The organism is Rhodoferax sp., assembly GCF_014859475.1.
GTDB lineage: Bacteria > Pseudomonadota > Gammaproteobacteria > Burkholderiales > Burkholderiaceae_C > Rhodoferax.
In genome coordinates this window covers 1-22228 of the sequence record NZ_JACUUE010000033.1, presented here as the reverse complement: position 1 = coordinate 22228, position 22228 = coordinate 1, and the positions used below count along the sequence as shown (strand labels likewise).

At 60.8% G+C, this 22228-nt stretch carries 24 protein-coding genes and 2 pseudogenes; 12 read left to right on the top strand and 14 right to left on the bottom strand.

The annotated features are described in order from the left end of the window. The 7 genes from IBX54_RS05205 to pstS form a co-directional block, all read right to left on the bottom strand. Positions 1–688: phosphate regulon sensor protein PhoR (locus tag IBX54_RS05205; protein ID WP_296541604.1), on the bottom strand; the 688-nt coding region annotated here is incomplete at its 3' end. A 13-nt stretch (positions 689–701) separates the two neighbouring features. Continuing rightward, positions 702–1409 carry a phosphate regulon transcriptional regulator PhoB gene (gene phoB, locus IBX54_RS05200; RefSeq protein ID WP_296541603.1) on the bottom strand — a complete coding sequence of 236 codons (708 nt, stop codon included), beginning with the start codon at positions 1407–1409 and terminating at the stop codon, positions 702–704. Continuing rightward, a complete protein-coding gene (gene phoU, locus IBX54_RS05195; protein WP_296541602.1) occupies positions 1406–2107 on the bottom strand; it encodes a phosphate signaling complex protein PhoU in 702 nt (233 codons plus the stop codon). Before phoU ends, phoB begins: the two co-directional genes overlap by 4 nt. A 17-nt stretch (positions 2108–2124) precedes the next feature. Continuing rightward, positions 2125–2907, bottom strand: a complete 783-nt coding sequence (gene pstB, locus IBX54_RS05190) for a phosphate ABC transporter ATP-binding protein PstB (RefSeq protein WP_296541601.1) — start codon at positions 2905–2907, stop codon at positions 2125–2127. Positions 2908–2940: 33 nt separating this feature from the next. After that, on the bottom strand, positions 2941–3825 hold the full coding sequence (gene pstA, locus IBX54_RS05185; protein WP_296541600.1) for a phosphate ABC transporter permease PstA: 885 nt from the start codon (positions 3823–3825) through the stop codon (positions 2941–2943). Then, positions 3822–4787 (bottom strand): phosphate ABC transporter permease subunit PstC, encoded by a 966-nt coding sequence (pstC, locus tag IBX54_RS05180; protein WP_296541599.1) that lies wholly within the window; start codon positions 4785–4787, stop codon positions 3822–3824. Before pstC ends, pstA begins: the two co-directional genes overlap by 4 nt. A 109-nt stretch (positions 4788–4896) precedes the next feature. Continuing rightward, positions 4897–5949 carry a phosphate ABC transporter substrate-binding protein PstS gene (pstS, locus tag IBX54_RS05175; protein ID WP_296541598.1) on the bottom strand — a complete coding sequence of 351 codons (1053 nt, stop codon included), beginning with the start codon at positions 5947–5949 and terminating at the stop codon, positions 4897–4899. 216 nt (positions 5950–6165) lie between these two features. On the opposite strand from pstS, the gene IBX54_RS05170 reads away from it, so the two are divergent. The 3 genes from IBX54_RS05170 (at position 6166) to IBX54_RS05160 (ending at position 7899) form a co-directional block, all read left to right on the top strand. Further along, a complete protein-coding gene (locus IBX54_RS05170; RefSeq protein ID WP_296541597.1) occupies positions 6166–6450 on the top strand; it encodes a hypothetical protein in 285 nt (94 codons plus the stop codon). A gap of 51 nt (positions 6451–6501) precedes the next feature. Next, positions 6502–7419, top strand: a complete 918-nt coding sequence (ppk2, locus tag IBX54_RS05165) for a polyphosphate kinase 2 (protein WP_296541596.1) — start codon at positions 6502–6504, stop codon at positions 7417–7419. A gap of 156 nt (positions 7420–7575) precedes the next feature. Continuing rightward, positions 7576–7899 (top strand): hypothetical protein, encoded by a 324-nt coding sequence (locus IBX54_RS05160; RefSeq protein ID WP_296541595.1) that lies wholly within the window; start codon positions 7576–7578, stop codon positions 7897–7899. 9 nt (positions 7900–7908) lie between these two features. Here IBX54_RS05160 and IBX54_RS05155 read toward each other — a convergent pair whose 3' ends face one another. Further along, on the bottom strand, positions 7909–8532 hold the full coding sequence (locus IBX54_RS05155) for a phosphoribosyltransferase (RefSeq protein WP_296541594.1): 624 nt from the start codon (positions 8530–8532) through the stop codon (positions 7909–7911). Between the two features lie 243 nt (positions 8533–8775). Here IBX54_RS05155 and IBX54_RS05150 point away from each other — a divergent pair, with 243 nt between their 5' ends. The 4 genes from IBX54_RS05150 (at position 8776) to sixA (ending at position 12365) form a co-directional block, all read left to right on the top strand. Next, the gene (locus IBX54_RS05150; protein WP_296541593.1) at positions 8776–9231 is read left to right on the top strand and encodes a hemerythrin domain-containing protein; all 456 of its coding nucleotides are present in this window, start codon (positions 8776–8778) and stop codon (positions 9229–9231) included. Positions 9232–9565: 334 nt separating this feature from the next. Next, complete coding sequence (locus IBX54_RS05145) at positions 9566–10516, top strand: alpha/beta hydrolase (RefSeq protein ID WP_296541592.1); 951 nt, start codon at positions 9566–9568, stop codon at positions 10514–10516. Next, complete coding sequence (locus IBX54_RS05140) at positions 10513–11829, top strand: MFS transporter (RefSeq protein WP_296541591.1); 1317 nt, start codon at positions 10513–10515, stop codon at positions 11827–11829. Before IBX54_RS05145 ends, IBX54_RS05140 begins: the two co-directional genes overlap by 4 nt. Positions 11830–11903: 74 nt before the next feature. After that, the gene (gene sixA / locus IBX54_RS05135; RefSeq protein ID WP_296541590.1) at positions 11904–12365 is read left to right on the top strand and encodes a phosphohistidine phosphatase SixA; all 462 of its coding nucleotides are present in this window, start codon (positions 11904–11906) and stop codon (positions 12363–12365) included. Between the two features lie 31 nt (positions 12366–12396). On the opposite strand, the gene IBX54_RS05130 is transcribed toward sixA, so the two are convergent. The 3 genes from IBX54_RS05130 to IBX54_RS05120 all read right to left on the bottom strand — a co-directional run bounded on the left by IBX54_RS05130 (position 12397) and on the right by IBX54_RS05120 (position 15648). After that, on the bottom strand, positions 12397–13245 hold the full coding sequence (locus tag IBX54_RS05130) for a GNAT family N-acyltransferase (protein ID WP_296541589.1): 849 nt from the start codon (positions 13243–13245) through the stop codon (positions 12397–12399). A gap of 113 nt (positions 13246–13358) precedes the next feature. Continuing rightward, positions 13359–14126, bottom strand: a complete 768-nt coding sequence (locus IBX54_RS05125) for a 1-acyl-sn-glycerol-3-phosphate acyltransferase (protein ID WP_296541588.1) — start codon at positions 14124–14126, stop codon at positions 13359–13361. Between the two features lie 13 nt (positions 14127–14139). Further along, on the bottom strand, positions 14140–15648 hold the full coding sequence (locus IBX54_RS05120) for a CYTH and CHAD domain-containing protein (protein WP_296541587.1): 1509 nt from the start codon (positions 15646–15648) through the stop codon (positions 14140–14142). A gap of 233 nt (positions 15649–15881) precedes the next feature. Between IBX54_RS05120 and IBX54_RS05115 the strand changes: the two genes are divergently transcribed. Beyond that, positions 15882–17375: a Ppx/GppA phosphatase family protein gene (locus tag IBX54_RS05115; protein WP_296541586.1), complete on the top strand. Its 1494-nt coding sequence runs from the start codon at positions 15882–15884 to the stop codon at positions 17373–17375. A gap of 15 nt (positions 17376–17390) precedes the next feature. On the opposite strand, the gene IBX54_RS05110 is transcribed toward IBX54_RS05115, so the two are convergent. After that, positions 17391–17975: a YqiA/YcfP family alpha/beta fold hydrolase gene (locus tag IBX54_RS05110; RefSeq protein WP_296541585.1), complete on the bottom strand. Its 585-nt coding sequence runs from the start codon at positions 17973–17975 to the stop codon at positions 17391–17393. Positions 17976–17993: 18 nt separating this feature from the next. On the opposite strand from IBX54_RS05110, the gene IBX54_RS05105 reads away from it, so the two are divergent. The 3 genes and pseudogenes from IBX54_RS05105 to IBX54_RS05095 form a co-directional block, all read left to right on the top strand. Continuing rightward, positions 17994–18443, top strand: a complete 450-nt coding sequence (locus IBX54_RS05105; protein ID WP_296541584.1) for a rhodanese-like domain-containing protein — start codon at positions 17994–17996, stop codon at positions 18441–18443. After that, positions 18407–20491: a ferrous iron transporter B gene (locus IBX54_RS05100; protein WP_296541583.1), complete on the top strand. Its 2085-nt coding sequence runs from the start codon at positions 18407–18409 to the stop codon at positions 20489–20491. The genes IBX54_RS05105 and IBX54_RS05100 overlap by 37 nt, the downstream gene beginning before the upstream one ends. Then, positions 20488–20724 (top strand): annotated as a pseudogene (locus tag IBX54_RS05095) (extracellular solute-binding protein); the annotation flags it as partial. The gene IBX54_RS05100 and the pseudogene IBX54_RS05095, both read left to right, overlap by 4 nt. A gap of 127 nt (positions 20725–20851) precedes the next feature. On the opposite strand, the gene IBX54_RS05090 reads toward IBX54_RS05095, so the two are convergent. Together IBX54_RS05090 and IBX54_RS15235 are read right to left on the bottom strand one after the other, a co-directional pair. Next, positions 20852–21271 carry a PIN domain-containing protein gene (locus tag IBX54_RS05090; RefSeq protein WP_296541582.1) on the bottom strand — a complete coding sequence of 140 codons (420 nt, stop codon included), beginning with the start codon at positions 21269–21271 and terminating at the stop codon, positions 20852–20854. After that, on the bottom strand, positions 21268–21513 hold the full coding sequence (locus IBX54_RS15235) for an AbrB/MazE/SpoVT family DNA-binding domain-containing protein (protein ID WP_367141813.1): 246 nt from the start codon (positions 21511–21513) through the stop codon (positions 21268–21270). Before IBX54_RS15235 ends, IBX54_RS05090 begins: the two co-directional genes overlap by 4 nt. A 257-nt stretch (positions 21514–21770) precedes the next feature. On the opposite strand from IBX54_RS15235, the pseudogene IBX54_RS05085 reads away from it, so the two are divergent. After that, positions 21771–22228 (top strand): annotated as a pseudogene (locus tag IBX54_RS05085) (nodulation protein NfeD); the annotation flags it as partial.

Sequence of the window (22228 nt, the reverse complement as noted above, 5' to 3'; positions counted from 1 at the left end):
CCGCCAGCACCGTCAGGGGCGTGCGAATTTCATGCGACACGTTGGCCACAAAATCGCGCCGCATCGCCTCGGCCTGCTCCAGCGCCGTGATGTCCCGCGACAACAGCAACTTGCGCCCGTCGCCATACCGGTGAAGCTGCACCGACAGCGTGACCGGCCTTGATGGCGTGCTGTCGCGTCCCGGCATGGTCAGGCTGGTCTCAAAATTACGCGCTGCCAGATAGCCGGCAAAACCAGGATCGCGCACCAAGTTGCCGATGGTCTGCATCAGGTCGCGCTGGGGATCGAGCCCAAAATGCGCGGCCGCAGTCTGGTTGCACCACTCGATGCGCGCCTCGCCATCGAGCAACATGACACCGTTGGGCGAGGCCTGCAAGGCGGACAGAAAATCCTGCAGGCGCGCCTGGCTGTCCCGTGTCTTGCGCTCCCGCTCACGCAACATGCGCCGCACGCGGTCTGAAAATTCGCCCCAAACGCCGGATTTGGGGCCGCCATCAGTAGCGCTGTCCAGGCGCAGCCAATCTGAAAACTGGCTGGCGCGAGCGCTGTCGAGCAACATCCAGATGACCGAGGCAAGCACCAGGCCGATCGCAATAGCATGACTTTCGGGCCAATAGCCATCAAGCCATAGGCCAAGCAAAGCCCCTGCCGCCAGATACCCCAAGAAAAGAATGAAACGGCCGAACATGCAAGCGTTCGGTTCAGGCCGGTTTTGCCAGCACGGCCTGCGCTGTTAACCGATAACCGGCACCACGCACCGTTTCCACCATCTGGCCGGCTTCTCCCAGCGCCTCACGTAGTCGCTTGACGTGCACATCAACCGTCCGTTCCTCGATGAAAACGTGGTCGCCCCAGACCTTGTCGAGCAACTGCGAGCGGCTGTGTACGCGTTCGGCATGGGTCATCAGGTAATGCAACAATTTGAACTCGGTAGGCCCCAATTTGAGCAACTGCCCCCGGCAAGTAACGCGGTAGGTGGCCGCATCAAGACGCAAGTCACCAATGCTCACCAGACCGGCATCCTGCTCGGGTGCGCGCCGACGCAACACGGCACGCATGCGCGCCAGCAGCTCCTTGGTGGAAAACGGTTTGGCAATGTAATCGTCGGCGCCGGCATCGAGACCGGCTACGCGGTCCACCTCATCGCCACGCGCGGTAAGCATGATGATCGGCACCGCCTTGGTGCGGGGGTGGGCGCGCCAGCGTTTGGCCAATGCCAGCCCGCTTTCACCGGGCAGCATCCAGTCGAGCAAAATCACATCGGGCAGCGAGTTGTCCAGCTCCACCTGCGCCGTCTCGCTGTCCATGGCCCAAATCGGCCGAAAACCGTTGTGCCGCAAATTGACCGAAATAAGCTCGGCGATGGCAGGCTCATCTTCAACGATCAGCACACCGGGTAAACGTCTCATTTCACCACCGACTCGATTTCCGCCATGGGTGTATGGCGAATGTCAGCCCCTTTGACAATGTAGATGATGAGCTCGGCAATGTTCTTGGCATGGTCGCCGATGCGCTCGATGGCCTTGGCCAGAAACAACAAGTCCAGGCTCGGCGAAATCATGCGCGGGTCTTCCATCATGTAGGTGACCAGTTTGCGCACAAAGCCGTCAAACTCCTTGTCGATCAGGTCGTCGTCTTTCAGAATTGCCAGTGCGGCCGTGGTGTCGAGCCGGGCAAAGGCATCCAGCGCCTTGCGCAGCAAGGTAGAGGCCATGTCAGAAGCCACGCGCAATTCGAGCGACGGCAGCGAGCGCGGCGCGCCGCTCTGGATGATGGAGCGCACCATGCGGGCAATTTTTGCGGCTTCATCGCCCACCCGCTCGAGGTTGGCGGTGGCTTTGGAGATGGCAATCAGCAAGCGCAAATCGCGTGCCGTGGGCTGGCGCCTGGCAATGATGCTGGAGAGTTCACGGTCAATATCGACTTCCATGGCATTGACCCGGGTTTCGGTCTCCGTGACCTGGTCTGCCACCTCGACGCTGAACTGCGACAAGGCATAAATAGCCTGGCGAATCTGGGACTCGACCAGCCCACCCAACTCCATGACGCGGGTGGACACGGCACCAAGTTCGCTGTCGAATTGGCTTGATAAATGTTTTTCACTCATGGCAATGTCCTTGTTGCTTAACCAAAACGTCCTGTAATGTAGTCTTCAGTCTCTTGTCTGTTGGGTTTGAAGAAAATTTGTTCTGTGGCGCCGAACTCGATCAAGTCACCCAAGTACATGTACGCTGTGAAATCACTGCAACGGGCCGCCTGCTGCATGTTGTGGGTCACGATCACCACCGTGTAATCAGTCTTGAGCTCAATGATCAGCTCCTCGATTTTGGCCGTTGAAATGGGGTCAAGTGCGGAACAGGGTTCATCGAGCAACAACACCTCCGGCTTGATCGCAATGCCACGGGCAATGCACAGACGTTGCTGTTGTCCGCCAGACAGGCTGGAGCCACTTTGATGCAGCTTGTCCTTGACCTCGGTCCACAAGGCCGCCTTGCGCAGGGCCCACTCAACCCGCTCTTCCAGGTCACTCGAATTGAGGGATTCGAACAATTTCACGCCGAAAGCAATGTTGTCAAAGATGGACATCGGAAAGGGCGTGGGCTTCTGGAACACCATGCCGACCTTGGCACGCAACAACGCCACATCCTGCTTGCTGGTCAACAGGTTCTCACCATCGAGAAGCACTTCGCCCTCGGCACGTTGCTCCGGGTACAGCTCGAACATGCGGTTAAAAACACGCAGCAAAGTGGACTTGCCACAACCCGATGGTCCGATGAAGGCGGTAACCTTTTTTTCAGGAATCTCGAGGTTGATGTCCTTGAGCGCATGAAATTTTCCGTAAAAAAAGTCGAGCTTGTTGACCGTCAGTTTCGGTTTTGTTTTTTGTTCAATGGTGGTTGCAGTCATTTTTAACAATCTTTTAAATTGAATGGAGGGTCATCACAGTTTGGTTCGGGTCAGTACCCGGGCCAGTATGTTGAGGGCCAACACCGCCATCGTGATCAAAAACACCCCGACCCAAGCCAGTTGTTGCCAGTTCTCGTAAGGACTCATGGCAAATTTAAAGATAGTCACTGGCAAGCTGGCAATGGGCTCGCCCAAATTGGAGGTCCAGAACTGATTGCTCAAGGCCGTGAACAGCAACGGTGCGGTCTCGCCGGCAATGCGGGCCACCGCCAACAGGATGCCGGTCACCACACCGGCGCGTGCCGAGCGCATGGTGATGCTCAAAATTACCTTCCACTTGGGCGCACCCAATGCGTAAGCAGCCTCACGCAGGCCGGGCGGCACCAGTTGCAACATGTTTTCGGTGGTACGGATCACCACCGGAATCACGATCAGCGTCAGGGCGGCAATGCCCGCATAACCCGAGAAGGTCTTGAACTGACTCACGATGACCGCGTAAACAAACAAGCCAATCACAATTGACGGAGCTGACAGCAAGATGTCATTGACAAACCGGGTCACCGAAGCCAAGCCGCTTTTGGGCTCAAATTCGGCCAGGAAAATGCCCGCCATCACACCCACGGGCGTGCCAACAAAGGTGGCCAGACAAACCATCAGAAACGAGCCATAAATGGCATTGGCCAAACCACCCACATCATTGGGCGCAGGCGTCATTTCTGTAAATACCGACATGCTCAGGCCAACAACGCCAAGGGTGACGGTATCAAACAATATCCAGAACAGCCAAAACAGGCCAAATGCCATGGCCAGCAATGACAAAAACAAGGATATCTGGTTGATCCGCTTGCGCGACCTGAAACGCTGCTGACGCACCTGAAGCAATGCTGCCGGGTTGTGTGGCGGCTTGGTTGCACTCATGTTTTGGTTCCTTCACCCTTCTTGAGCTGACTCAGTAGCAGCTTTGACAGCGTCAACACCACGAAGGTAATAAAAAACAAGACCAGACCAAGGTACATCAAAGCGGCCTGATGCAAACCCTCGCCGGCCTCGGCAAACTCGTTGGCCAATGCAGAAGTAATGCTATTGGCGGCCTGAAACAGGCTCAGCGAATCGAGTTGGTTGAAGTTGCCAATCACGAAGGTAACGGCCATGGTCTCGCCAATGGCCCGCCCCAGCCCCAACATGATGCCGCCAATCACACCGGCCTTGGTATAAGGCAACACCACCGTGGACACCACCTCCCAGGTGGTGGCGCCCAGACCATAGGCCGACTCCTTGAGCAAGGTGGGCGTCACTTCGAACACATCACGCATCACGGCGGCAATGAAAGGAATGATCATGATGGCCAGAATAATGCCAGCCGACAGCAGACCGATACCCACCGGCGGCCCCGAGAAAAGCGCTTCCATGTAAGGCACGCCCTTGAAAAGGGCTTGCAGCGGCTGCTGCACGTAGGTAGCCAGAATCGGCCCGAACACCAGCAGGCCCCACATGCCATAAACAATCGACGGAATTGCCGCCAGCAATTCAATGGCAGTACCCAAAGGCCGCTTGAGCCAGGCCGGAGACAACTCGGTTAAAAAAATGGCGATGCCAAAACTGACCGGCACCGCGATCAGCAAGGCAATAAAGGAAGACATCAGGGTGCCGTAGATCATGACCAGACCACCAAACTCCTCTTGCACAGGGTCCCAGGTAGCATTGGTCAGAAAACCCAAACCGTATTTTTCAATGGCTGGCCAGGCTCCCATCGTCAAGGAAACCAAAATGGCAATCAACAAACCCAAGGTGACAAACGCCGCACCTTTGGCCAGCCAGGCAAAAATACGGTCGGCCCAGGGGCGCGAGGGAGTCTGCTTAACAGAAGAAACTTGAGTCATGGCACGTCCGGCAGATGGATGAGGTGAATTTACTGACATTTCACTGGTCGGAAGTGTAGTGGACATGAAAAGTGCTCCTTAAGATCAAACTGCCCCCTCGCGAAGCCGCTTACTTCAGTGCCACAGGTTTGCCTGAACTGTCTTTGACCAGACCCCAGGCTTTTTCAACGGTGGCCACCACGCTGTCGGGCAAAGCCACGTAGTCCAGATCAGAGGCCAACTTGTCGCCGCTCTTGAACGCCCAGGTAAAGAACTTGAAGGTCTCGGTGGCCTGGGCCGGCTTGTCTTGCTGCAAGTGCATCAAAATGAACGTGGCAGTGGAGATGGGCCAAGTGTCCTTGCCGGGCTGGTCGGTGATCAACTGGTAAAACGACTTGTTCCAGTCAGCTCCGGCCGCAGCCGCCTTGAAGGCCTCTTCACTCGGCGACACAAAAGCCCCGTCCTTGTTCTTCATCAAGGTGTAGGTCATCTTGTTTTGCTTGACGTAGGAATACTCAACGTAGCCAATCGAGTTGGGCAAACGGTTGACAAATGCTGCCACGCCTTCGTTGCCCTTGCCCCCAGCGCCCACCGGCCAGTTGACTGCCGTACCCTGACCCACCTTGGCTTTCCATTCGGGATGAACGCGGCTCAGGTAATTGGTGAAGTTGAAGGTGGTACCCGAACCATCCGCGCGGCGCACCGGTGCAATGTCTGCATCCGGCAACGCCAGGGTGGGGTTCAGCGCCTTGATGGCTGCATCATTCCACCTGGTGATCTTGCCCAGGTAAATGTCACCCAGCACCTGGCCGTCGAGCTTCATCTGGCCCGGAGCGATGCCTTTGACGTTGATCACCGGCACGGTACCGCCAATCACAGTGGGGAACTGGAACTGGCCCTTGGCTTTGAGCACTTCGTCCGTCAGGGGCATGTCCGAGGCACCGAAATCAACCGTTTTGGAGTCAATTTGCTTGATGCCGGCGCCGGAACCAACCGACTGGTAGTTCACTCTGATGCCGGTTTGCTTGTTGTATTGAGCCGCCCACTTGGCGTAAATTGGCGCGGGAAAAGAAGCACCTGCCCCCGTAATGCTCTGCGCAACGGCAGTGCTGGTCAGCGTTGCCACACCGAAGAAAGACACGATGGTGGTCGCCAAGACGGTCTTGAAAATACTTTTATTCATGAGGAATCCTTTCGTTGAATCGATCAGTTGTTGAACCAGATCTGGTTCGACGATGTGTAATTTACGACCGAAATATGTCAGAACCGTGACAAAGCAGGCGCTATTTTGAAAGACTCGACAACAAACCCGCATTCGTGATGCTGTCACTAACTTGTCATCAAAATTAAGGCGTGCATCGGCTATCCTAGGGAAAAAATGATTTGATTGGAAATATATATGCTCGCCATCAAAAAAGCCCGCAAACTGATTGAAACCAACCCGGGCGATCCCGCCGTGCAAATCATTGCTGCACTGGTGCTCGCGCTCGAGAGCGAGTCAAGCATTTCAGTGGCACAGCTTTACAAGCTCGACGACAAGCGCTTCGAGTTGGCATTGGAAATCCTCAACGAGTGGCGGCTCGACCGTCATTACGCCAGCAAACTGCGCCTGCTCGACTCCAGCACCATGGTGCAGGCCTTGGGCCAGATTCCGCAGGATTCCCCTCTACCAGTCTCCAAATAAACCAGCAAAGCAGTGTCAAGTCAACACCAAAAACCATCCTCGCATCCGGATTTGGATCTCAATGAGATCAGGCTCATTCAACGCATCCGCCGCGACCTCGCCGACAGCAACGACGAAGAGTTCGAACTCGAGCTTGAAGACCGCAACCTTGATGCCGCTGCCGGGCGTGAAACGGACATCGAGTCCGAGCAGTACAGAAACAGCAGAAAGCTATATTTCCGCGAACTGTTCCGGCTCCAGTCCGAACTGGTCAAGCTACAGGACTGGACCGTCAAGACCGGCCAGAAAATCGTGATTCTGTTCGAGGGGCGTGATGCCGCTGGCAAGGGCGGCACCATCAAGCGCATCACGCAGCGCCTGAATCCGCGGGTGTGCCGGGTAGCGGCCTTGCCGGCCCCGAATGCGCGCGAGCAAACCCAGTGGTACTTTCAGCGTTATGTGGCGCACCTGCCCGGCGCCGGGGAAATGGTTTTGTTCGACCGCAGCTGGTACAACCGGGCGGGCGTGGAGCGTGTCATGGGCTTTTGCTCGGACGAGCAATACGAAGAATTTTTCCGCTCGGTGCCCGAGTTCGAAAAAATGTTGCTGCGCTCCGGCATCAAACTTGTCAAGTACTGGTTTTCAGTTTCTGATGAGGAGCAGCAAATCAGGTTTTTGGGGCGTATTCATGACCCCCTCAAGCAATGGAAACTCAGTCCGATGGACATGGAGTCGCGTCGCCGCTGGGAGGAATACACCAAGGCCAAGGAAGTGATGTTTGAGCGCACTCACACCGCCGAATCCCCCTGGTGGGTGGTACAGGCCGACGACAAGAAAAAAGCCCGGCTCAACTGCATCCACCATTTGTTGAGCCAGTTCGACTACCAGGAAGTTGAGCACCCGCCCATCATGCTGCCTCCGCGTGAGCGCAATGATGACTATGTGCGCTTACCTGTGCCAAATGAAATTCTGGTACCTGAAATCTATTGACGGTTTGAGTCGATGAACAAAAGCATGACACCCCGCCCGCAAAATAAAGCTGTCGCGCACCCCGAGACGTGCAAGGCCACGCCCACCGAGGTACTCCCTGTGGCCGCAAAAAAGGTGATACCACGCGCTGTCAGAGCACCCGTCAAACGCGTTTCCATGAGCAGTAAATTGCCCATGCCGCTGCCCAAGGCCAACCCGGCTGTCAAAACAGCGTTGGCAGCGCCCGCAAAACCAGCACCCAGCAAACTGCTCAAACCCAAAAAAGTCAAATTGGTGCGCGACAGCTTTTCCATTCCGAAGCTGGAATACCTCATGCTTGATGTACTCAAGTTGCGCAGCAATGCGCTGGGAACATCAGCCAAAAAAAGTGACTTGATCCGCGTCGGTATCAAGACCCTGGCAGCCATGCCGGACGACCAGTTTTTGGCAGCCATCAAGGCGCTTGCGCCGGTCAAGACCGGCTCCCCGGCAAAGGGCTGACAGCGCCAGTCAGGCGTGCCGCAATATCTCGATCACTTCGTCATCATCCACCTGCGGAAAATAACGGTAGAACTGGCCCACGGCCTGAAAGAAGTCAGGCGCTTCAAGGCACACCACCTCATCGGCCAAGTCAGCCACTTTGGCCAGCGTATCAGGCGGCGCCACGGGCACGGCGCAAATCAGTTTGGCGGGTTTCATGGCGCGCAGGCCATGCAGCGCCGAGATCATGGTGGCACCAGTGGCCAAGCCGTCGTCAATCACGATCACAATGCGACCCGCCGGGCTGATGGGCGGCCTGATCGGCGTGCACTGGGCACGGCGCTGGCGAAGGGTCGCCAGTTGCTCGCGCTTCTCGGCCTCGATGTAGTCGGCGCTGGCGCCATAGGCTCTGGCGTAATCAGCCAGATAAGTCCAGCCGCTTTCATCGACCGAGCCAATGGCCAACTCGGGCTGCTGCGGCGCGCGCAGCTTGCGCACCAGCACCACGTCGAGTTCACCACCCAGCGCGTCGGCGATGACTTTGGCCATGGGCACCGCGCCGCGCGGAATTGCCAGAATCAGCGCATGCTTGCCCCGGTAACTCCTGAGCCGGTCGGCCAGCTGGTGGGCTGCATCAAGGCGATCTCGAAACATGATTGGACTCCTGGTCAAGGGTCAAAAAAACTGCTATGGCGAATTCAAGTTTCTCCGCCTGCAGAAATCCGAGTTTGACAATTCGCAAGACACCTCCATCACCTTGCACAACCGGGGCGCGCCTCGAGAGCGCAGTTCGCTTGGTGCATGGACATTGGGGCATCTCGCCTGCTTTTTTGCGACAATCGAGCTGCACAGTGGCCCAGCACATCTGAACCGAGCAGCAAGCTTTTGATAAATGCCATGCACCCCAAACACCATCCAAAACCGCCTCCTGGTCAACCCATCCCGCAATGGTCATCCAGGCTGAGCGTGGGCAATGCCAAGCTGGACGAGCAACACATCACCCTGCTTGAACTGGGTCGTGACCTGATGCGCCTGCTAGAGACAAAGGCCCCCACCAATGTGCAAATTCATGGGGTGCTGGAGGACATCGTCAAACTAACGCGAGTACACGACGCCCTGGAAGAAAAAATCCTCGAAGCCAATGGCTGCCCTACTTTGGCAGAACACAAAGCGGTACACCTGAGCGCGCGAAACCATTTAACCAATCTGTTGTCTGATGTCTCGCGCAACCACTTGGACAAAGCGGTTTTAGTCCAGCTGATCTCCGACTGGATGGACCATCACATCCATGAAAATGACCTGCCTGTAAAAGGCTACTTGAAGCATGTGCCGCAGCCACCTGCTGCCGCTTGATTCAACCTGGGTCGCGCCCATCCCATCTGTGATCTTGACGCACGCAAGCAAGGCGATGAGCCGCGATAGTCTGCGTGTAGGGCACCGACCAATCGTGCTTTTTTACTCTCGCGGGTTCATCAAATTTCCGGCATGATTCCAGCGCAGCGCCAACCTGCGTGCACAACACATCGTCGGCCCCATAGCGGCGGCTAAGCTTGTTATGAAGATTTAGTGAAACCTCGCCACGCGTGCTGCCCGCGACAGCATCGCCCTTGCCCGGCGTTTGCTCGCACGCCTGGGCAATTCCTCGCCTTGTTAACATGCCCGTCTTGGCATTTTTTCCGGGACACCTATGCAACCGACAAGCTGGACGCCTGATGTACTGTCTGGCTTTGAACAAACCACCCTGATTGGCCGCACCGCTTCTGATGGTCCGGCCGATGCTGTGCTGGTACGCAGACGCTGCAACCATGCAGATGCCAAAGCGGTTTTGTACGTACACGGCTTTGTGGATTATTTCTTTCAGACCCATCTGGCCGACTTTTACAACCAGGCCGGGCTGCATTTTTATGCGATCGACCTGCGCCGCCACGGCCGGGCCATGCGCGAGCGCCAATTGCCCAACTTCACCCACAGCATCGACGACTACCTCGACGATGTCGATGCTGCCATTCACGTCCTCAAAACCAGCGAGCGCATTGACTGGCTGCTGCTCAACGGCCATTCCACCGGCGGGCTGGTGACGGCCCTGTACGCGCACCGGGGTGCCCGGCGCGCAGCGGTGAATGCGCTGTTTCTGAACAGCCCTTTTCTCGACATGAACCGCCCGCCGTGGCAGGAACGCTTTTTGGAGCCGATGCTGGCGGCCCTGGGGGCCTGGTGGCCGAGCCTGGTCATTCCTGTGTCCACAACGGTGTACGGCGAGAGCCTGCACGCCGATCACCATGGTGAATGGCGCTACAACCTGCTTTGGAAACCCATTGCGGGCTTCCCCGTTTATGCGGGCTGGTTTCGCGCGATTCACCGCGCCCATGCCGAGGTCGCCCGCGGGCTGTCGATTGGCTGCCCGGTGCTGCTGATGCACGCGCAGCGCAGCAGCTGGCCCCGGCAGTGGTCGCCTGAAGCCATGGTCACCGACGTGGTGCTCGATGTGGCCGACATGCAGCGCCTGGCACCCGGCCTGGGGCCACAGGTCAAGCTGGTGGCCATCGAAGACGGCATGCACGACCTGGTGCTGTCGCAAGCGCCGGTCAGAGAAAAGGTGTTTGCCGAATTGAAGGCCTGGCTGGTGGCGATTTCATGACTCTTTTTCCCCAAAACGCGCTGCAACCCGGCGTGCACAAGCGCGAGGTCTTTGGCTGGGCCATGTACGACTTCGCCAACTCGGGCTACACCACGGTGGTCATCACCGCCGTCTTTGCCGCCTATTTTGTCGGCGGCGTAGCAGACGGCGCGCCCTGGGCCACGCTGGCCTGGACCGCAGCACTGAGCTTGTCCAACGCCATCGTCATGCTGACCATGCCCAGCTTGGGCGCCTATGCCGACCTGCGCGCGGCCAAGAAACGCCTGCTGATGGTGTTCACGGCGGGCTGTGTGCTGGCCACGGCGGCGCTCGCCTTGGTTGGCCCCGGTAGCGTGGCGCTGGCGCTGCTGCTGATCGTGGTGTCCAACACTTTTTACGCCTGGGGCGAGTCAATGACAGCGGCGTTTCTGCCCGAACTGGCGCGCACCGAGTCGCTGGGCAAGGTCAGCGGCTGGGGCTGGAGCTTTGGCTACTTTGGCGGCATGCTGGCGCTCGGGCTGTGCCTGGCCTATGTGATGTGGGCGCAAGGCCGGGGCCAGAGCGCGGCGCAGTTTGTGCCGGTCACCATGTTGATCACGGCAGCGCTGTACGGCTCAGCCGCGCTGGTCACCTTTGCCCTGCTCAAGGAGCGGGCGCAGCCCAACCCGGCAGCACTCGGCCAAGGTGGCTTCAGGGCCGCCATGCAGCAGCTGCACCGCACCTTTGCGCAGGCCAGGCAGTTCAAGGACTTCATGTGGCTGCTGGCCTGCGCCGTGAGTTACCAGGCCGGCGTGGCGGTGGCGATTGCGCTGGCGGCCATCTATGCCGAGCAGGTCATCGGCTTCAAGCAGCAAGAAACCATGGTGCTGATTTTTGTGCTCAACATTGCGGCCGCCGCAGGCGCCTTTGCCTGGGGCTACCTGCAAGACCGCATCGGCCACAAGATTGCGCTGGCCATCACGCTGCTGGGCTGGATTGCCACCTGCGTCATCGCCGCGCGGTCGGGCAGCAAGGCCGACTTCTGGTACGCCGCCGTGATCGCCGGCCTGTGCGTGGGCAGCAGCCAGTCGGCCGGGCGCGCCATGGCCGGCCTGTTTGCGCCGCAGCGCCAGGTGGCCGAGTTTTATGGCCTCTGGAGCTTTGCCATCCGGCTGGCCAGCATCCTCGGGCCCTTGAGCTACGGCCTCATCACCTGGGCCACCGGTGGCGACCAGCGCAGCGCCATCTTGAGCACCTCGGTGCTGTTTGTGCTGGGCCTGTTGCTGCTGCTGCCGGTGAACCTGCAGCGCGGACGCGCAGCAGCGCTGCAGGCCGACCGGCAGATGAGCGCCTGAACCATGCCGGCGCGGTTTGCCGTGCCACCCTGCCCTGTCTTATCGCTGTCATATTTCATGGCTATATTCGCGACATGGACCTGATTTTGTGGCGCCACGCCGAGGCGCAGGAATGGACGCATGGCTGTGACGACTTGGCCCGGCGCCTGACGGCGCGCGGCGAAAAGCAGGCAGCGCGCATGGCCGGCTGGCTTGACCGCCAGCTGCCCGACAACACCCGCGTTTATGTCAGCCCGGCACGCCGCGCAGAACAAACTGCCAACGCCTTGGGCCGAAAGTTCAAAATCAAGGAAGAACTGGGGTCCGAAGGCAGCGTGGCCCAGTTGCTGGAATTGGTGCAATGGCCAGACGCCAGGGGCTGCGTGCTGGTGGTCGGCCACCAACCCACCCTGGGGCAAACCATTGCCCACTTGATCGGGCTCAACGACACCGAGTGCCCGGTCAAAAAAGGCGCCGTCTGGTGGCTGCGAAGCCGCCAGCGCGATGCCCTGCTGCAAACCGTGGTGGTCTCGGTGCAATCACCCGAGTTGCGCTGACACCCTGCTGGCCGGGTGCCGTCCATCGGCCTTACTGACCCAGAAAGTGCTTGCGATAGCGCGCGGGCAAATCGTCAATGCGCATCAGCATGGGCAAATCTGCCGTGTTGAACTCGGGGTCCCAGGCTGGTGCGCCCAAAACTTTGGCGCCCAGACGCAAATAGCCCTTGATCAGCGCGGGCGGTTCCACCGCCAGGCTGCTGTCAAGCTGTTCCACCGGCAGCGGCAGGCGCGCACGCACCCGGTGTTCAATGGGTGCCAAATGCGTGGTCTTGAGTTGCTGCCAGATGCTGGCGGCCACATCGCCGCTGATCACGCCGTTGTGCAGCATGGGAATGCTGGCGCAGCCGATCATGGTGTCGAGTTTGTTGCGTTGCATGAATTCAGCCAGCGCGCCCCACAGCGCCATGATCACACCGCCATGGCGATAGTCCTCATGCACACAACTGCGCCCCAGCTCCACCATGCGGTCGCGCAGACCGCGCAGGCGGGTCAGGTCGAATTCGAGATCGCTGTAGGTGCTGCCCACGCGCTTGGCCTGAGCGGGCGTGAGCAAGCGGTAGGTGCCGACCACTTCGCGGGTGGCTTCATCGCGCACCAGCAAATGCTCGCAATAGTTGTCGAACAGATCGATATCGTGGCCCGGCAGGGGCGTATTCAGGCGGGCGCCCATTTCCTTGGCAAACACCGCATAGCGCAGGCGCTGCACCTGGCGCACTTCATCCTGATGCCTGGCCCACGACACCACCAACGCGCTGCGCTCAGGCTGCGGCAGCGGCTGCGGGCTGGGGGCCTTGAAATAGACCACGGGGCGCTGCTGCAAGCCCCTGGGCAGGGACAGCGGGGACAGGGCAAAAGTTGGATTGGGCAGTTCTCTCATGGGGCTCTCCTTTGGTTGGATGGCCCAATGGTGACTGCGCAAGATGACGTGGCTGTGGCAATTTCAAGGCAATTTGATGACGCGGTGCCATGCAACAGGCCCGCGCCATCGGCTCACCCCGCCTGCAGGTGCCGGGCCAACGCGGCATTCACGGCGCACTGGGTCAGCATGGCCAGGGCACGCCTGTCAAGGCCGCAGGCATCAATCGGCGGCAGGTAGCTCACGGTGACCTGAATGCCGGGGTTGCTGACAATTCGCCACAGCGATTCGACGAAGCTGGTGTCATCCACAAATGCCGCCGCCTCGTGGCAACGACCCTGCTTGTCGTGGTAAAAAATGGCGATGGGCTGCACGCGGGCGCCTGCGGCCACGGCACTTTGCAGCAGAGGCGCATGGAATTGCACAGCCTGCCCGGGCACCGACGATGTCCCTTGCGCAAACAGCCCCACCACGCTGCCCTGCTGCAACAAGCCAGCCATGCGCGCGTTGACGTGCACCGTGTCGCTGCGCACCGCGCGCCGAATAAACAGGGTGCCGGCACGCTGCACGAGCCAACCCAGCACCGGCCAGCCACTGACCTCTGACTTGGCAACAAAGCGCGTCGGCGTGAGCGCATTAACCGCAAAGATGTCGAGCCAGGACACATGGTTGGCCACCAGCAGACAAGCAGGTGCCAGCGCGCCCTCCGGCTGACCACTGACGTGATGCTGCACCTTGAGCAGCGTGAGCAGGCTGCGCGACCACCAGCGCATAAAGCGCTGTTGCACAGGCACGCGCAGCGCCGGATACACCCCGGCCACGGCAAAGGCGCAGGCAATGTGCAGCGTCAAATGCCCCAGGCGCAGACTGATGCCGAGCAGCCGCCATGGTGAACGCTTCATGACCCTGCCCGCTTTATTCGATCACTGCCTTTGACAGTGTGTACCCGGCCACAACGCCCTGCAGGAAGGCCTGGATGTCGGGATGCAGGCCGTGCTCGGCCACCAGCGCACTGGCCTGCGCCACGTCGCGCGAAAAACCCAGCGTGTCCTGCAGTTGGGTGGCTTGCGCGCTGCACGCATCAGCCAGGGCCTTGGGCAACAGCGCGCGCAGCGCCTCGACCCCGTAGCGCAGCCGTTTGGCCAGAATGCGCACGCGGTGTTGCTGCTCTGGCGTGGTGGCATTTTTTTGGGCCAGCGCCAAACACTGCTGCAGCCGCGCAACGCGCCGCCGGGCCCAGCGCTGCAGCGCCGTTTTTTTGACGGGCCGGGTGTTGCCCCGGCCGGACAACTGTTCCAGCCATTGGGTGAACGCCAGCAAACACAAGCCCACGGCGGGTGCCTGCATGGCCGCGCGCACACGCTGACGTTGCAGCGCGGCAGCTTGCATCAGGGCAGACTGCATGTCCTGCCAGGCTTGCGAGCGACCGGCGTCGCCCGCGGCATAGGCGTTGGACAGGGTCGGCAGTGTCTCAGTCACGGCCACGTCCAGGTTGCGCTGCGCGCCCAAGGCATCCAGTAACGGCTGCAGTGCCAGCCGTTCGGGCGCACCGGTATTGGCCAGAGTCTTGCTGAAAAGCCGCAGCCCCGAGCGCAAGCGGCGCCAGCCCACGCGTGCCTGATGCACCACCTCGGGGTCGTCTGAGGTGCGCAGGGCATCGAGGTTTTGACTGAACTGGGCAAACATCTCGCGCAGCAGGCGCTGCGCCAGCTCGGGTCGGCTCAGCGGCAGAACAAGTTGGGGAATCCGGGCGCGCTGCGGCCGCTCAAGCGCATCTTGCGCCAGCAAAAAACCGCGCTCGGCTTTGCTCAGGTTGGCCGGCAACACCGCCACGTGCCGGGCCAGCTGCCGCGCCAGGTCGAACACTGCAGCGGGCTCGCCGCCCTTCAATTCAAGCTCAAGCTCGCAAATAGGGGTCTGTTTGCCGTCGGCTTCGATATGGCCGATGTCCAGCGCCACTTCCACCGCGCTGCCATCGCGCCGACGCACCAGCCAAAGGGTGCGCTCGAAACGGGTGACAAAGCACGGCGCCAGCGCGGCAAACAGACGGCCATCGGGGTCGATACCGGTCCAGGCGGTGTGCGCCAGCGCGGCCAGCTCGAGCGCCGGGCCGGCCACCGCACTTTCCCATTCGCCACGCTGGCTCAGCGCCGACAGCTCATCCGTGCTGGTTTTCAAGGTCTGCAGCCACTGCGTGTCGGCCGCGCTGCCGACGCGGCGCAAGCGCAAGGCAACCCCTTTCTGGCGCAAAACCTGCTCGGGTGTGTCGAAATAGATGTTGAACAAAGACTGCTGCACCCACTTGCGCCGCGCCAGCGCCGGCGTACCGGCCAGCCGCCTGGCCAAGTCTGACGGGTCGGCACCAGGCAGGCACAACTTTAGCTCAAGCTCCTGCGGCGCAGCATGACGAGTAGGTGACTTCATGGCATGCAATCAATGTAGAAGGTTCAAGCATACGCTTTCGAGGTGTCAAAACCATGACAAAAGTTGGCCCGATGGGCAGTTGGCCATTCCTTTTCAGACGCGACCTGCAACGCACGGGCGGGCATCAAGCCAAAAAACGCCCGCTTCTGCGAGCCCTGCGAGCCTGAGACTGAACCGCTGTCCGGTGTTTCTGATGCTATGCTGGCAGCTCTGATGCTATTGAACCTTTGACCATGCAAAAACCAAAGCGCCTGGCGGCTGTTGACCTGGGCTCCAACAGCTTCCGGCTGGAAATTGGCCGCATCGAACACGGCCAGTTCTACCGCAGTGAATACCTCAAGGAAACCGTGCGCCAAGGCAACGGCCTGGATGACAACCGCAACCTGACCGACCAGGCCATGCAGCGCGGCTGGGACTGCCTGGCGCGTTTTGGTGAACGGCTGGCCGGATTTGACGAATCCGAGGTGCGCGCCGTGGCCACCCAAACCCTGCGCGAAGCGCGCAACCGAGATGCCTTTCTGGCCACCGGCATGCAAAATCTGGGGTTCCCGATCGACGTCATATCGGGGCGCGAAGAAGCCCGCCTGATCTACCAGGGTGTGGCACAGGCGCTGCCGCGCACGCAGGAGCGTCGCCTGGTGATCGACATTGGCGGGCGCTCCACCGAGATCATTCTGGGTACGGGCCGAGAACCGTTGCAGATGGAGTCTTACCGCGTTGGCAGCATCGCCTGGTCGATGCGTTATTTTGCCGACAGCCAATTCACCAAGCGCGCCTTTCAAATGGCCGAAATCGCCGCCAAGGCGGTGCTCGACGAAGCGCTAAGCCTCTACGCCCCCGACCAGTGGGATGTGGCCTACGGCTCGGCCGGCACCATCAATGCCGTGGGCGATGTGCTGGTGGCCGCCGGCTGGCCTGCCGGCTCAGTCACACGCGAAGGTCTGGACTGGTTGCAGGGCAAACTGCTGGCCGCCCAAAGCATTGACAAACTGCACTTGGCCGGCATGCGCGACGACCGCAAGCCCATCATCGGCGGCGGCTTGAGCGTGCTGCGCGCCTTGTTCGAATTACTCGGCATCGAGCGCCTGGAGCAAGCCACTGGCGGCCTGCGCCACGGGCTGTTGCAGGACATGCTTGGCGCCAGCCAGCAATACGCCGATTTGCGCGACCATTCGGTGGCGCGGCTGGCCGCCAAGTTTGGCGCCGACCCCATCCACGGCCAGCGCGTGGGCCGGGTCGCCAACGCGCTGTTCCAGCAACTCGCCCAAGGTGAGGTGGACGAGCGCGTGCGCCGCAAGCTGACCTGGGCGGCCCAACTGCATGAAATCGGCAGCCACGTGTCGCACAGCGACTACCACAAGCACGGCGCCTACATTCTGGAAAACTCCGACACCATGGGCTTTGCGCTCACCGAACTGCAAAAACTCGGCCTGCTGGTGCTGGGCCACCGCGGCAAATTGCGCAAGCTGGTGGCCGCCGACTTTGAAGACCGCTTGTTCGTCCAGCAACTGCTGGTGCTGCGCCTGGCCGTTGCCCTGTGCCACGCCCGCCGCGACCCGGAGCTGGCCGGCATCGGCCTGCGCCAGGACAGCAAAAACGCCCGTCAATTCGTGTTGAGTTTCGACAGCGACTGGGCCCGCGCATTTCCGCAATCGGCCTATTTGCTCAACGAGCAATGCGTGGCCTGGCAAAAGACACCCTGGTCGCTGCGCGTGGTCGAAGACTGAGCTGCCCGCCGGCATTCAGGCCAGCGCCAAAAATTTCAATATGTCATCGAGATGCTGGTCAAAGTCGCTCAAGGCGTGGTCGCCAGCGGGCAGCAGCTTGATGGCGGCGCCGGGGTAATGGCCGCTCATCTCGCGCCAGTCGAGCACCTCGTCACCGCGGGCGATCACGGCATAGTAGCGCTCGGGGCGGCTGATGTGGGCAATTTCCTGCGCCAGCAGCTCATCGACAAAGGCCGGGTCGAACATGAAACTTTGCGCCGGGTCGTGCCACATCTCGTTTTTGCCAATGTAGGCCGCCAAGTCGCGCGCCGGGTGCACGGCCGGGTTGAGCAACACCGCCTTGCAGCCCAGGCGCTCGGCCAGCCAGGTGGCGTAAAACCCGCCCAGCGACGAGCCCATCACAGCCATGCTGTCTTTGGGCCAGTGGGCAATCGCCTGCAGCACCTCGTCCATCGCCTGCTTGGGCGACGCCGCCAGCGCCGGACACAACCAGGTCACGCCCGGGTGGCGACTGGCCACCGCAGCGGCCATCAGGCGCGCCTTGTTGGAGGCTGGTGAAGAGCGAAAACCGTGCAGGTAGAGCAAATGGGTTATTGGCATAGTGGAATAATGATAACCATGCCGACCCATCAATCCATTTTGCATATGACCCATAAAAACCAAAAATTCATGCCAACACGGCGCAGCGTCTCACTGGCCCTGCTTGGCCTTGCCTTGAGCGTGAGCGCCGCCGGCTTGCACGCGGCCCGGACCGATTCGGTGACGCTGGATTTCGCCCGCGCCGAATTCGAGACGGGGCGCGCCATCCTGATCGACATCCGTGAGCCCAACGAGCATGCCACGGGCGTGGCCAAAGGCGCGCAATTGCTGCCCATGCGCCAACTCGGCGCGCGCCTTTCAGAAATCCCCACAGCCACCGACAAGCCGGTGCTGCTGATCTGCAACACGCAGAACCGCTCCAGCGCGACCCTGGCCGCCTTGCGCCAACGCGGCTACCCTAACGTGCGCTTCGTGCAGGGCGGCATGAGCGAATGGAATCGCCGCGGTTGGCCGGTGGTCAAGCCCTGAACGCTGCGTTCACCCGCGTGACCGAGCAGCGCATCGCGCTACACACGCCGCTGCTGCGCGGTACGCGGCGCTTGCGCATTGCACTGGTGGGCTTGCCGGGCGCGGGCAAAAGCACCTTGTTCAACGCGGTGGCGAGCACCGCGCCGCAAACGGGTGAGCTCACCGACACGCACCGTCTGTACCGCGAATGCACGGTGCAGATCGGCCTTGACGAAGCCAGCGTGATCGAGCTGCCCAGCCTGGCGTCACTGCACCATTTGCACGACGATGACCTCGCCACGCTCAAATACCTGCTGTGGGGCAATGACCGCCCGCCGGTCACCGCGCATGAGCACGGCGCGGCGCCGGCACCGTTCGAGCCGCCCGACCTGATCATCCAGGTGGCCGATGCCGGCAACCTGCAAAGCGACCTGGAGCTCGCGCTGGAACTGAGCCTGCTCGGGCGCCCCGTGGTGCTGGCGCTCAACCAGATGGACGCCGTACACCGCAAGGGCTTGCACGTCAACACCCGCTCGCTGGCCAAGTTGCTGGGCATGCCGGTGGTGCCCATATCCGCCTTGATGGGGCAAGGCATTGCCGAGCTTTTCAAAACGGCGGTGGCCACGGCGCGGCAGGCCAGTTGCCCGCTGCCGCAAGCGCTGAGCCCGCACATCGCCAACAGCCTGGTGCCACTCGGCGTGGCACTGAACCAGCCGGAGATTTACACCGCGTTTCGCGTGCCGCAGCAGCTTCTGCTGACCTTGTTCGCCTGCGGGCACAGCTATTTTGAGCACGAATTGCAGGAGCACTTTGCCACGTTGCTGCCGTCTTTAAGGGCCCTGCGCGAGCAAGCCGGGCGGGGTCTGCCGCGCCCGCTGGCTGAAGAAATCCACGCCGACCGGCATCACCGCGCCGCCACCATTTTCGAGGCCGCGCTGCGTCCCGGGCCGCTGGCATCGACGCGCAGTTGGCGCTATTGGCTCGATGCCTTCATGCTGCACCGGCAATGGGGCCTGCTGGCCAGTCTGGTGGTGTTTGCCGGCGTGCTGTTTGTGGTGTTCGAGGTCAGCGGCTGGATCGACAGCCAGACCACCGTGCGCATCATCGAAGCCGCCAGCGGCTGGCAGCCGCAGTCCACCGCAGGCGTGGTCGCGCGCGCCGTGTTGGACGGCTTCATCGGCCTGATCGGCATTGTGGTGCCCTATATGCTGCCGCTGTTGCTGCTGCTGATTGCGCTTGAAGAGATTGGCCTGATGCACCGCATTGCCTTTGTGGTGGACCGGGGTTTTCACAAGATCGGCCTGCACGGTGGTGTGGCCGTGCCGTTCTTGCTGGGGCTGGGCTGCAATGTGCCGGCCATTTCAGCTGTGGCGCGCAGCAGCACCGGGCGCGAACGCCTGATTGCCTCGGTGCTGATTACCTTTGTGCCGTGCTCGGCGCGCTCGGCCATCATTCTGGCGGTGGCCGGCAAGTACCTTGGCGTTCTCGGCGTGATCGGCATTTACGCGCTGACGCTGCTGCTCATTGCGGTGATGGGCTGGCTGCTGTCGCGCCGACAGCAAGACGTCGGCCCGGGCCAGGTGCCAGAGATTCCGCCCTACACGCTGCCCGACTGGCGCGCCATGCTGCGCGAAACCTGGGCGCGCTCCAGCGACGTGCTCACCATCGTCACGCCACTGCTGGTGGGCGGCAGCGTGGTGCTGGCGCTACTGGGCCACTTTGGCGCAGACGGTGTCATCAACACCTTGCTGACACCACTGACGGGCTGGTGGCTCGGCTTGCCGCTGGTGCTGGGCCTGCCGCTGCTGTTTGGCGTGCTGCGCAAGGAACTCTCGCTGCTGATGATTTTTCAGGCGCTGGGCACGCAGGACATCGACACCTTGCTGGTGCCGGCGCAGATCCTCACGCTGCTGGTGTTCATCACCTTTTATGTGCCGTGCATCTCGACCTTTGCCATCATGAACCGCACGCTCGGGCGAGCCCAGGCGGGTTTCTCGGTGCTACTGTCGGTGGGCGTGGCGCTGGTGCTCAGTGGGCTGGTGCGGGTGGTGATGGGAGTGGCCACATGATCGAGATGCAAAAACACAGCAAGACCTTTGAGGCCGCCAACCCTGACATCAAACTCAAATGGGTCACGCTTGAAGAAGGCGTGCTGCGCCAGCGCGTGACCACCGACATTGCCACCAAGGGCGGTCAGTTTGACGTGATGACCATCGGCATGTACGAGACCCCCATCTGGGGCAAAAAAGGCTGGCTGGCCGAGCTCAAGACCGATGCCGCCTATGACGTGGACGACCTGCTGCACGCCGGCCACTTGGGCCGCGACGCTTGCCTGGTCGCAGCGCCACCCGGTGCTTGACCAATAAGCGTCAGGGTGCCATCGCCTCGTCCAGCAGCTGCCATCCCGAAGCCTCTTGACCCACGGCGCGTCAGGCCAGACGGAATGGATTGCGGATCGACACCACCTTTTTGTGTTTTGACAGCGGCATTTTGACGTTCATACCATCCTGCATGTCTTCGCTGTAGAGCACCGTGCAAGTGCTCAAACCAGCGGCGGCCACGATGTTGGCGTCATAGAGCGACAGCTTGTAGCTGGCCATCAGCGCCAAGGCTGTCTGGTGGGTGTGAACACTCAGATCGACCACCTCACAGATGTCAATCAGGGTGTTGCTGAGCTCCTGAATATCGGCCAGTGCCATGGCGCGCTTTTTGCCAAGCACATTGGCAAACTCATTGAGTACTTGCACGCTGATCACGCAGTCATTCGCCAGCAACTGCTCCACCACGTCAGCGCGCGGCCCGGCGTCAACCCAGTAGATCAGGACGTTGGTATCAATGAAGGCCTTCACCTTGCGTTGGCCTCATCACGGTCAAATGAAAAGCCTGGCGGAAAAGGTGCCCGAAATCGGCGCATGGCCTGCAAGCGTTCAATTTTGCTGGGCAAGCGACAGACCACAACGCATGCCTTCCCTTCGGGTGCCTGGGGCGCCGGGAGCAATTGCAACTCATCGCCGTCGGATATGCCGAGCTCCTGCACCAACGCCACTGGCAAGCGCACCGCCAGACTGTTGCCCCATTTTGCGACTTGCATCTTGACTGTCCTTCTTGGATATACATTAACTGAAGTATATGGAAAATCAGGGTGTGTTCGTGGCTTATTTCAAAATGGCAACAAACTTGGCGCGATCAGACCGCCCCCTGCCGCAGCTTGAACAACCAATTGCACTGCCAGCCAGTCCCAGGCAGCGCCAGGCCTGCCCCAACTCGTTGAAATGATATTTATCAAGTGCCCCAACCGCCTGCGCGCTAGGCTGCATGCCTGTGCTGATTGATTTTTCTGGAGCTGTGATGCAGGCAAACCCCGAGCCAAATCTTGCCAAACCCGGCCAGCGCTGTGCCAACAGCGCGCTGCGCGGCTGGCTGCTTGCGCTGGCGCTGTGCTGGACTGCCGTTGCCACCCAGGCTACGCCGGTGCCGGTGCTCACGGTGCACGACGCCATCGGCCCGGCCAGCGCCGACTACATCATTCGCGGCCTTGAGCGCGCCCAACAAACGGGCGCACCGCTGGTGGTGATTGAGCTCGACACACCGGGCGGTCTGGACACCTCGATGCGCCAGATCATCCGCGCCATTCTGGCCTCGCCCGTGCCGGTGGCGACCTATGTGAGTCCGTCCGGATCGCGGGCGGCCAGCGCCGGCACCTACATTTTGTATGCCAGCCACATCGCCGCCATGGCGCCCGCCACCACGCTGGGCGCGGCAACGCCAGTCGCCATTGGCCTGCCCGGCTTGCCGCAAACGCCCAA

What these genes read in the sequence shown, in the direction of transcription:
- pstB (WP_296541601.1), bottom strand. Translation starts at nt 2,907, where the DNA reads ATGACTGCAACCACCATTGAACAAAAAACAAAACCGAAACTGACGGTC.
- IBX54_RS15235 (WP_367141813.1), bottom strand. Translation starts at nt 21,513, where the DNA reads ATGCAAGTCGCAAAATGGGGCAACAGTCTGGCGGTGCGCTTGCCAGTG.
- IBX54_RS05100 (WP_296541583.1), top strand. Translation starts at nt 18,407, where the DNA reads ATGGAATCGCCGCGGTTGGCCGGTGGTCAAGCCCTGAACGCTGCGTTC.
- IBX54_RS05115 (WP_296541586.1), top strand. Translation starts at nt 15,882, where the DNA reads ATGCAAAAACCAAAGCGCCTGGCGGCTGTTGACCTGGGCTCCAACAGC.
- IBX54_RS05120 (WP_296541587.1), bottom strand. Translation starts at nt 15,648, where the DNA reads ATGAAGTCACCTACTCGTCATGCTGCGCCGCAGGAGCTTGAGCTAAAG.
- pstA (WP_296541600.1), bottom strand. Translation starts at nt 3,825, where the DNA reads ATGAGTGCAACCAAGCCGCCACACAACCCGGCAGCATTGCTTCAGGTG.
- pstC (WP_296541599.1), bottom strand. Translation starts at nt 4,787, where the DNA reads ATGACTCAAGTTTCTTCTGTTAAGCAGACTCCCTCGCGCCCCTGGGCC.
- IBX54_RS05125 (WP_296541588.1), bottom strand. Translation starts at nt 14,126, where the DNA reads ATGAAGCGTTCACCATGGCGGCTGCTCGGCATCAGTCTGCGCCTGGGG.
- IBX54_RS05150 (WP_296541593.1), top strand. Translation starts at nt 8,776, where the DNA reads ATGCACCCCAAACACCATCCAAAACCGCCTCCTGGTCAACCCATCCCG.
- IBX54_RS05105 (WP_296541584.1), top strand. Translation starts at nt 17,994, where the DNA reads ATGCCGACCCATCAATCCATTTTGCATATGACCCATAAAAACCAAAAA.
- IBX54_RS05110 (WP_296541585.1), bottom strand. Translation starts at nt 17,975, where the DNA reads ATGCCAATAACCCATTTGCTCTACCTGCACGGTTTTCGCTCTTCACCA.
- phoU (WP_296541602.1), bottom strand. Translation starts at nt 2,107, where the DNA reads ATGAGTGAAAAACATTTATCAAGCCAATTCGACAGCGAACTTGGTGCC.
- IBX54_RS05160 (WP_296541595.1), top strand. Translation starts at nt 7,576, where the DNA reads ATGAGCAGTAAATTGCCCATGCCGCTGCCCAAGGCCAACCCGGCTGTC.
- IBX54_RS05155 (WP_296541594.1), bottom strand. Translation starts at nt 8,532, where the DNA reads ATGTTTCGAGATCGCCTTGATGCAGCCCACCAGCTGGCCGACCGGCTC.
- phoB (WP_296541603.1), bottom strand. Translation starts at nt 1,409, where the DNA reads ATGAGACGTTTACCCGGTGTGCTGATCGTTGAAGATGAGCCTGCCATC.
- IBX54_RS05140 (WP_296541591.1), top strand. Translation starts at nt 10,513, where the DNA reads ATGACTCTTTTTCCCCAAAACGCGCTGCAACCCGGCGTGCACAAGCGC.
- pstS (WP_296541598.1), bottom strand. Translation starts at nt 5,949, where the DNA reads ATGAATAAAAGTATTTTCAAGACCGTCTTGGCGACCACCATCGTGTCT.
- sixA (WP_296541590.1), top strand. Translation starts at nt 11,904, where the DNA reads ATGGACCTGATTTTGTGGCGCCACGCCGAGGCGCAGGAATGGACGCAT.
- IBX54_RS05130 (WP_296541589.1), bottom strand. Translation starts at nt 13,245, where the DNA reads ATGAGAGAACTGCCCAATCCAACTTTTGCCCTGTCCCCGCTGTCCCTG.
- IBX54_RS05170 (WP_296541597.1), top strand. Translation starts at nt 6,166, where the DNA reads ATGCTCGCCATCAAAAAAGCCCGCAAACTGATTGAAACCAACCCGGGC.
- IBX54_RS05145 (WP_296541592.1), top strand. Translation starts at nt 9,566, where the DNA reads ATGCAACCGACAAGCTGGACGCCTGATGTACTGTCTGGCTTTGAACAA.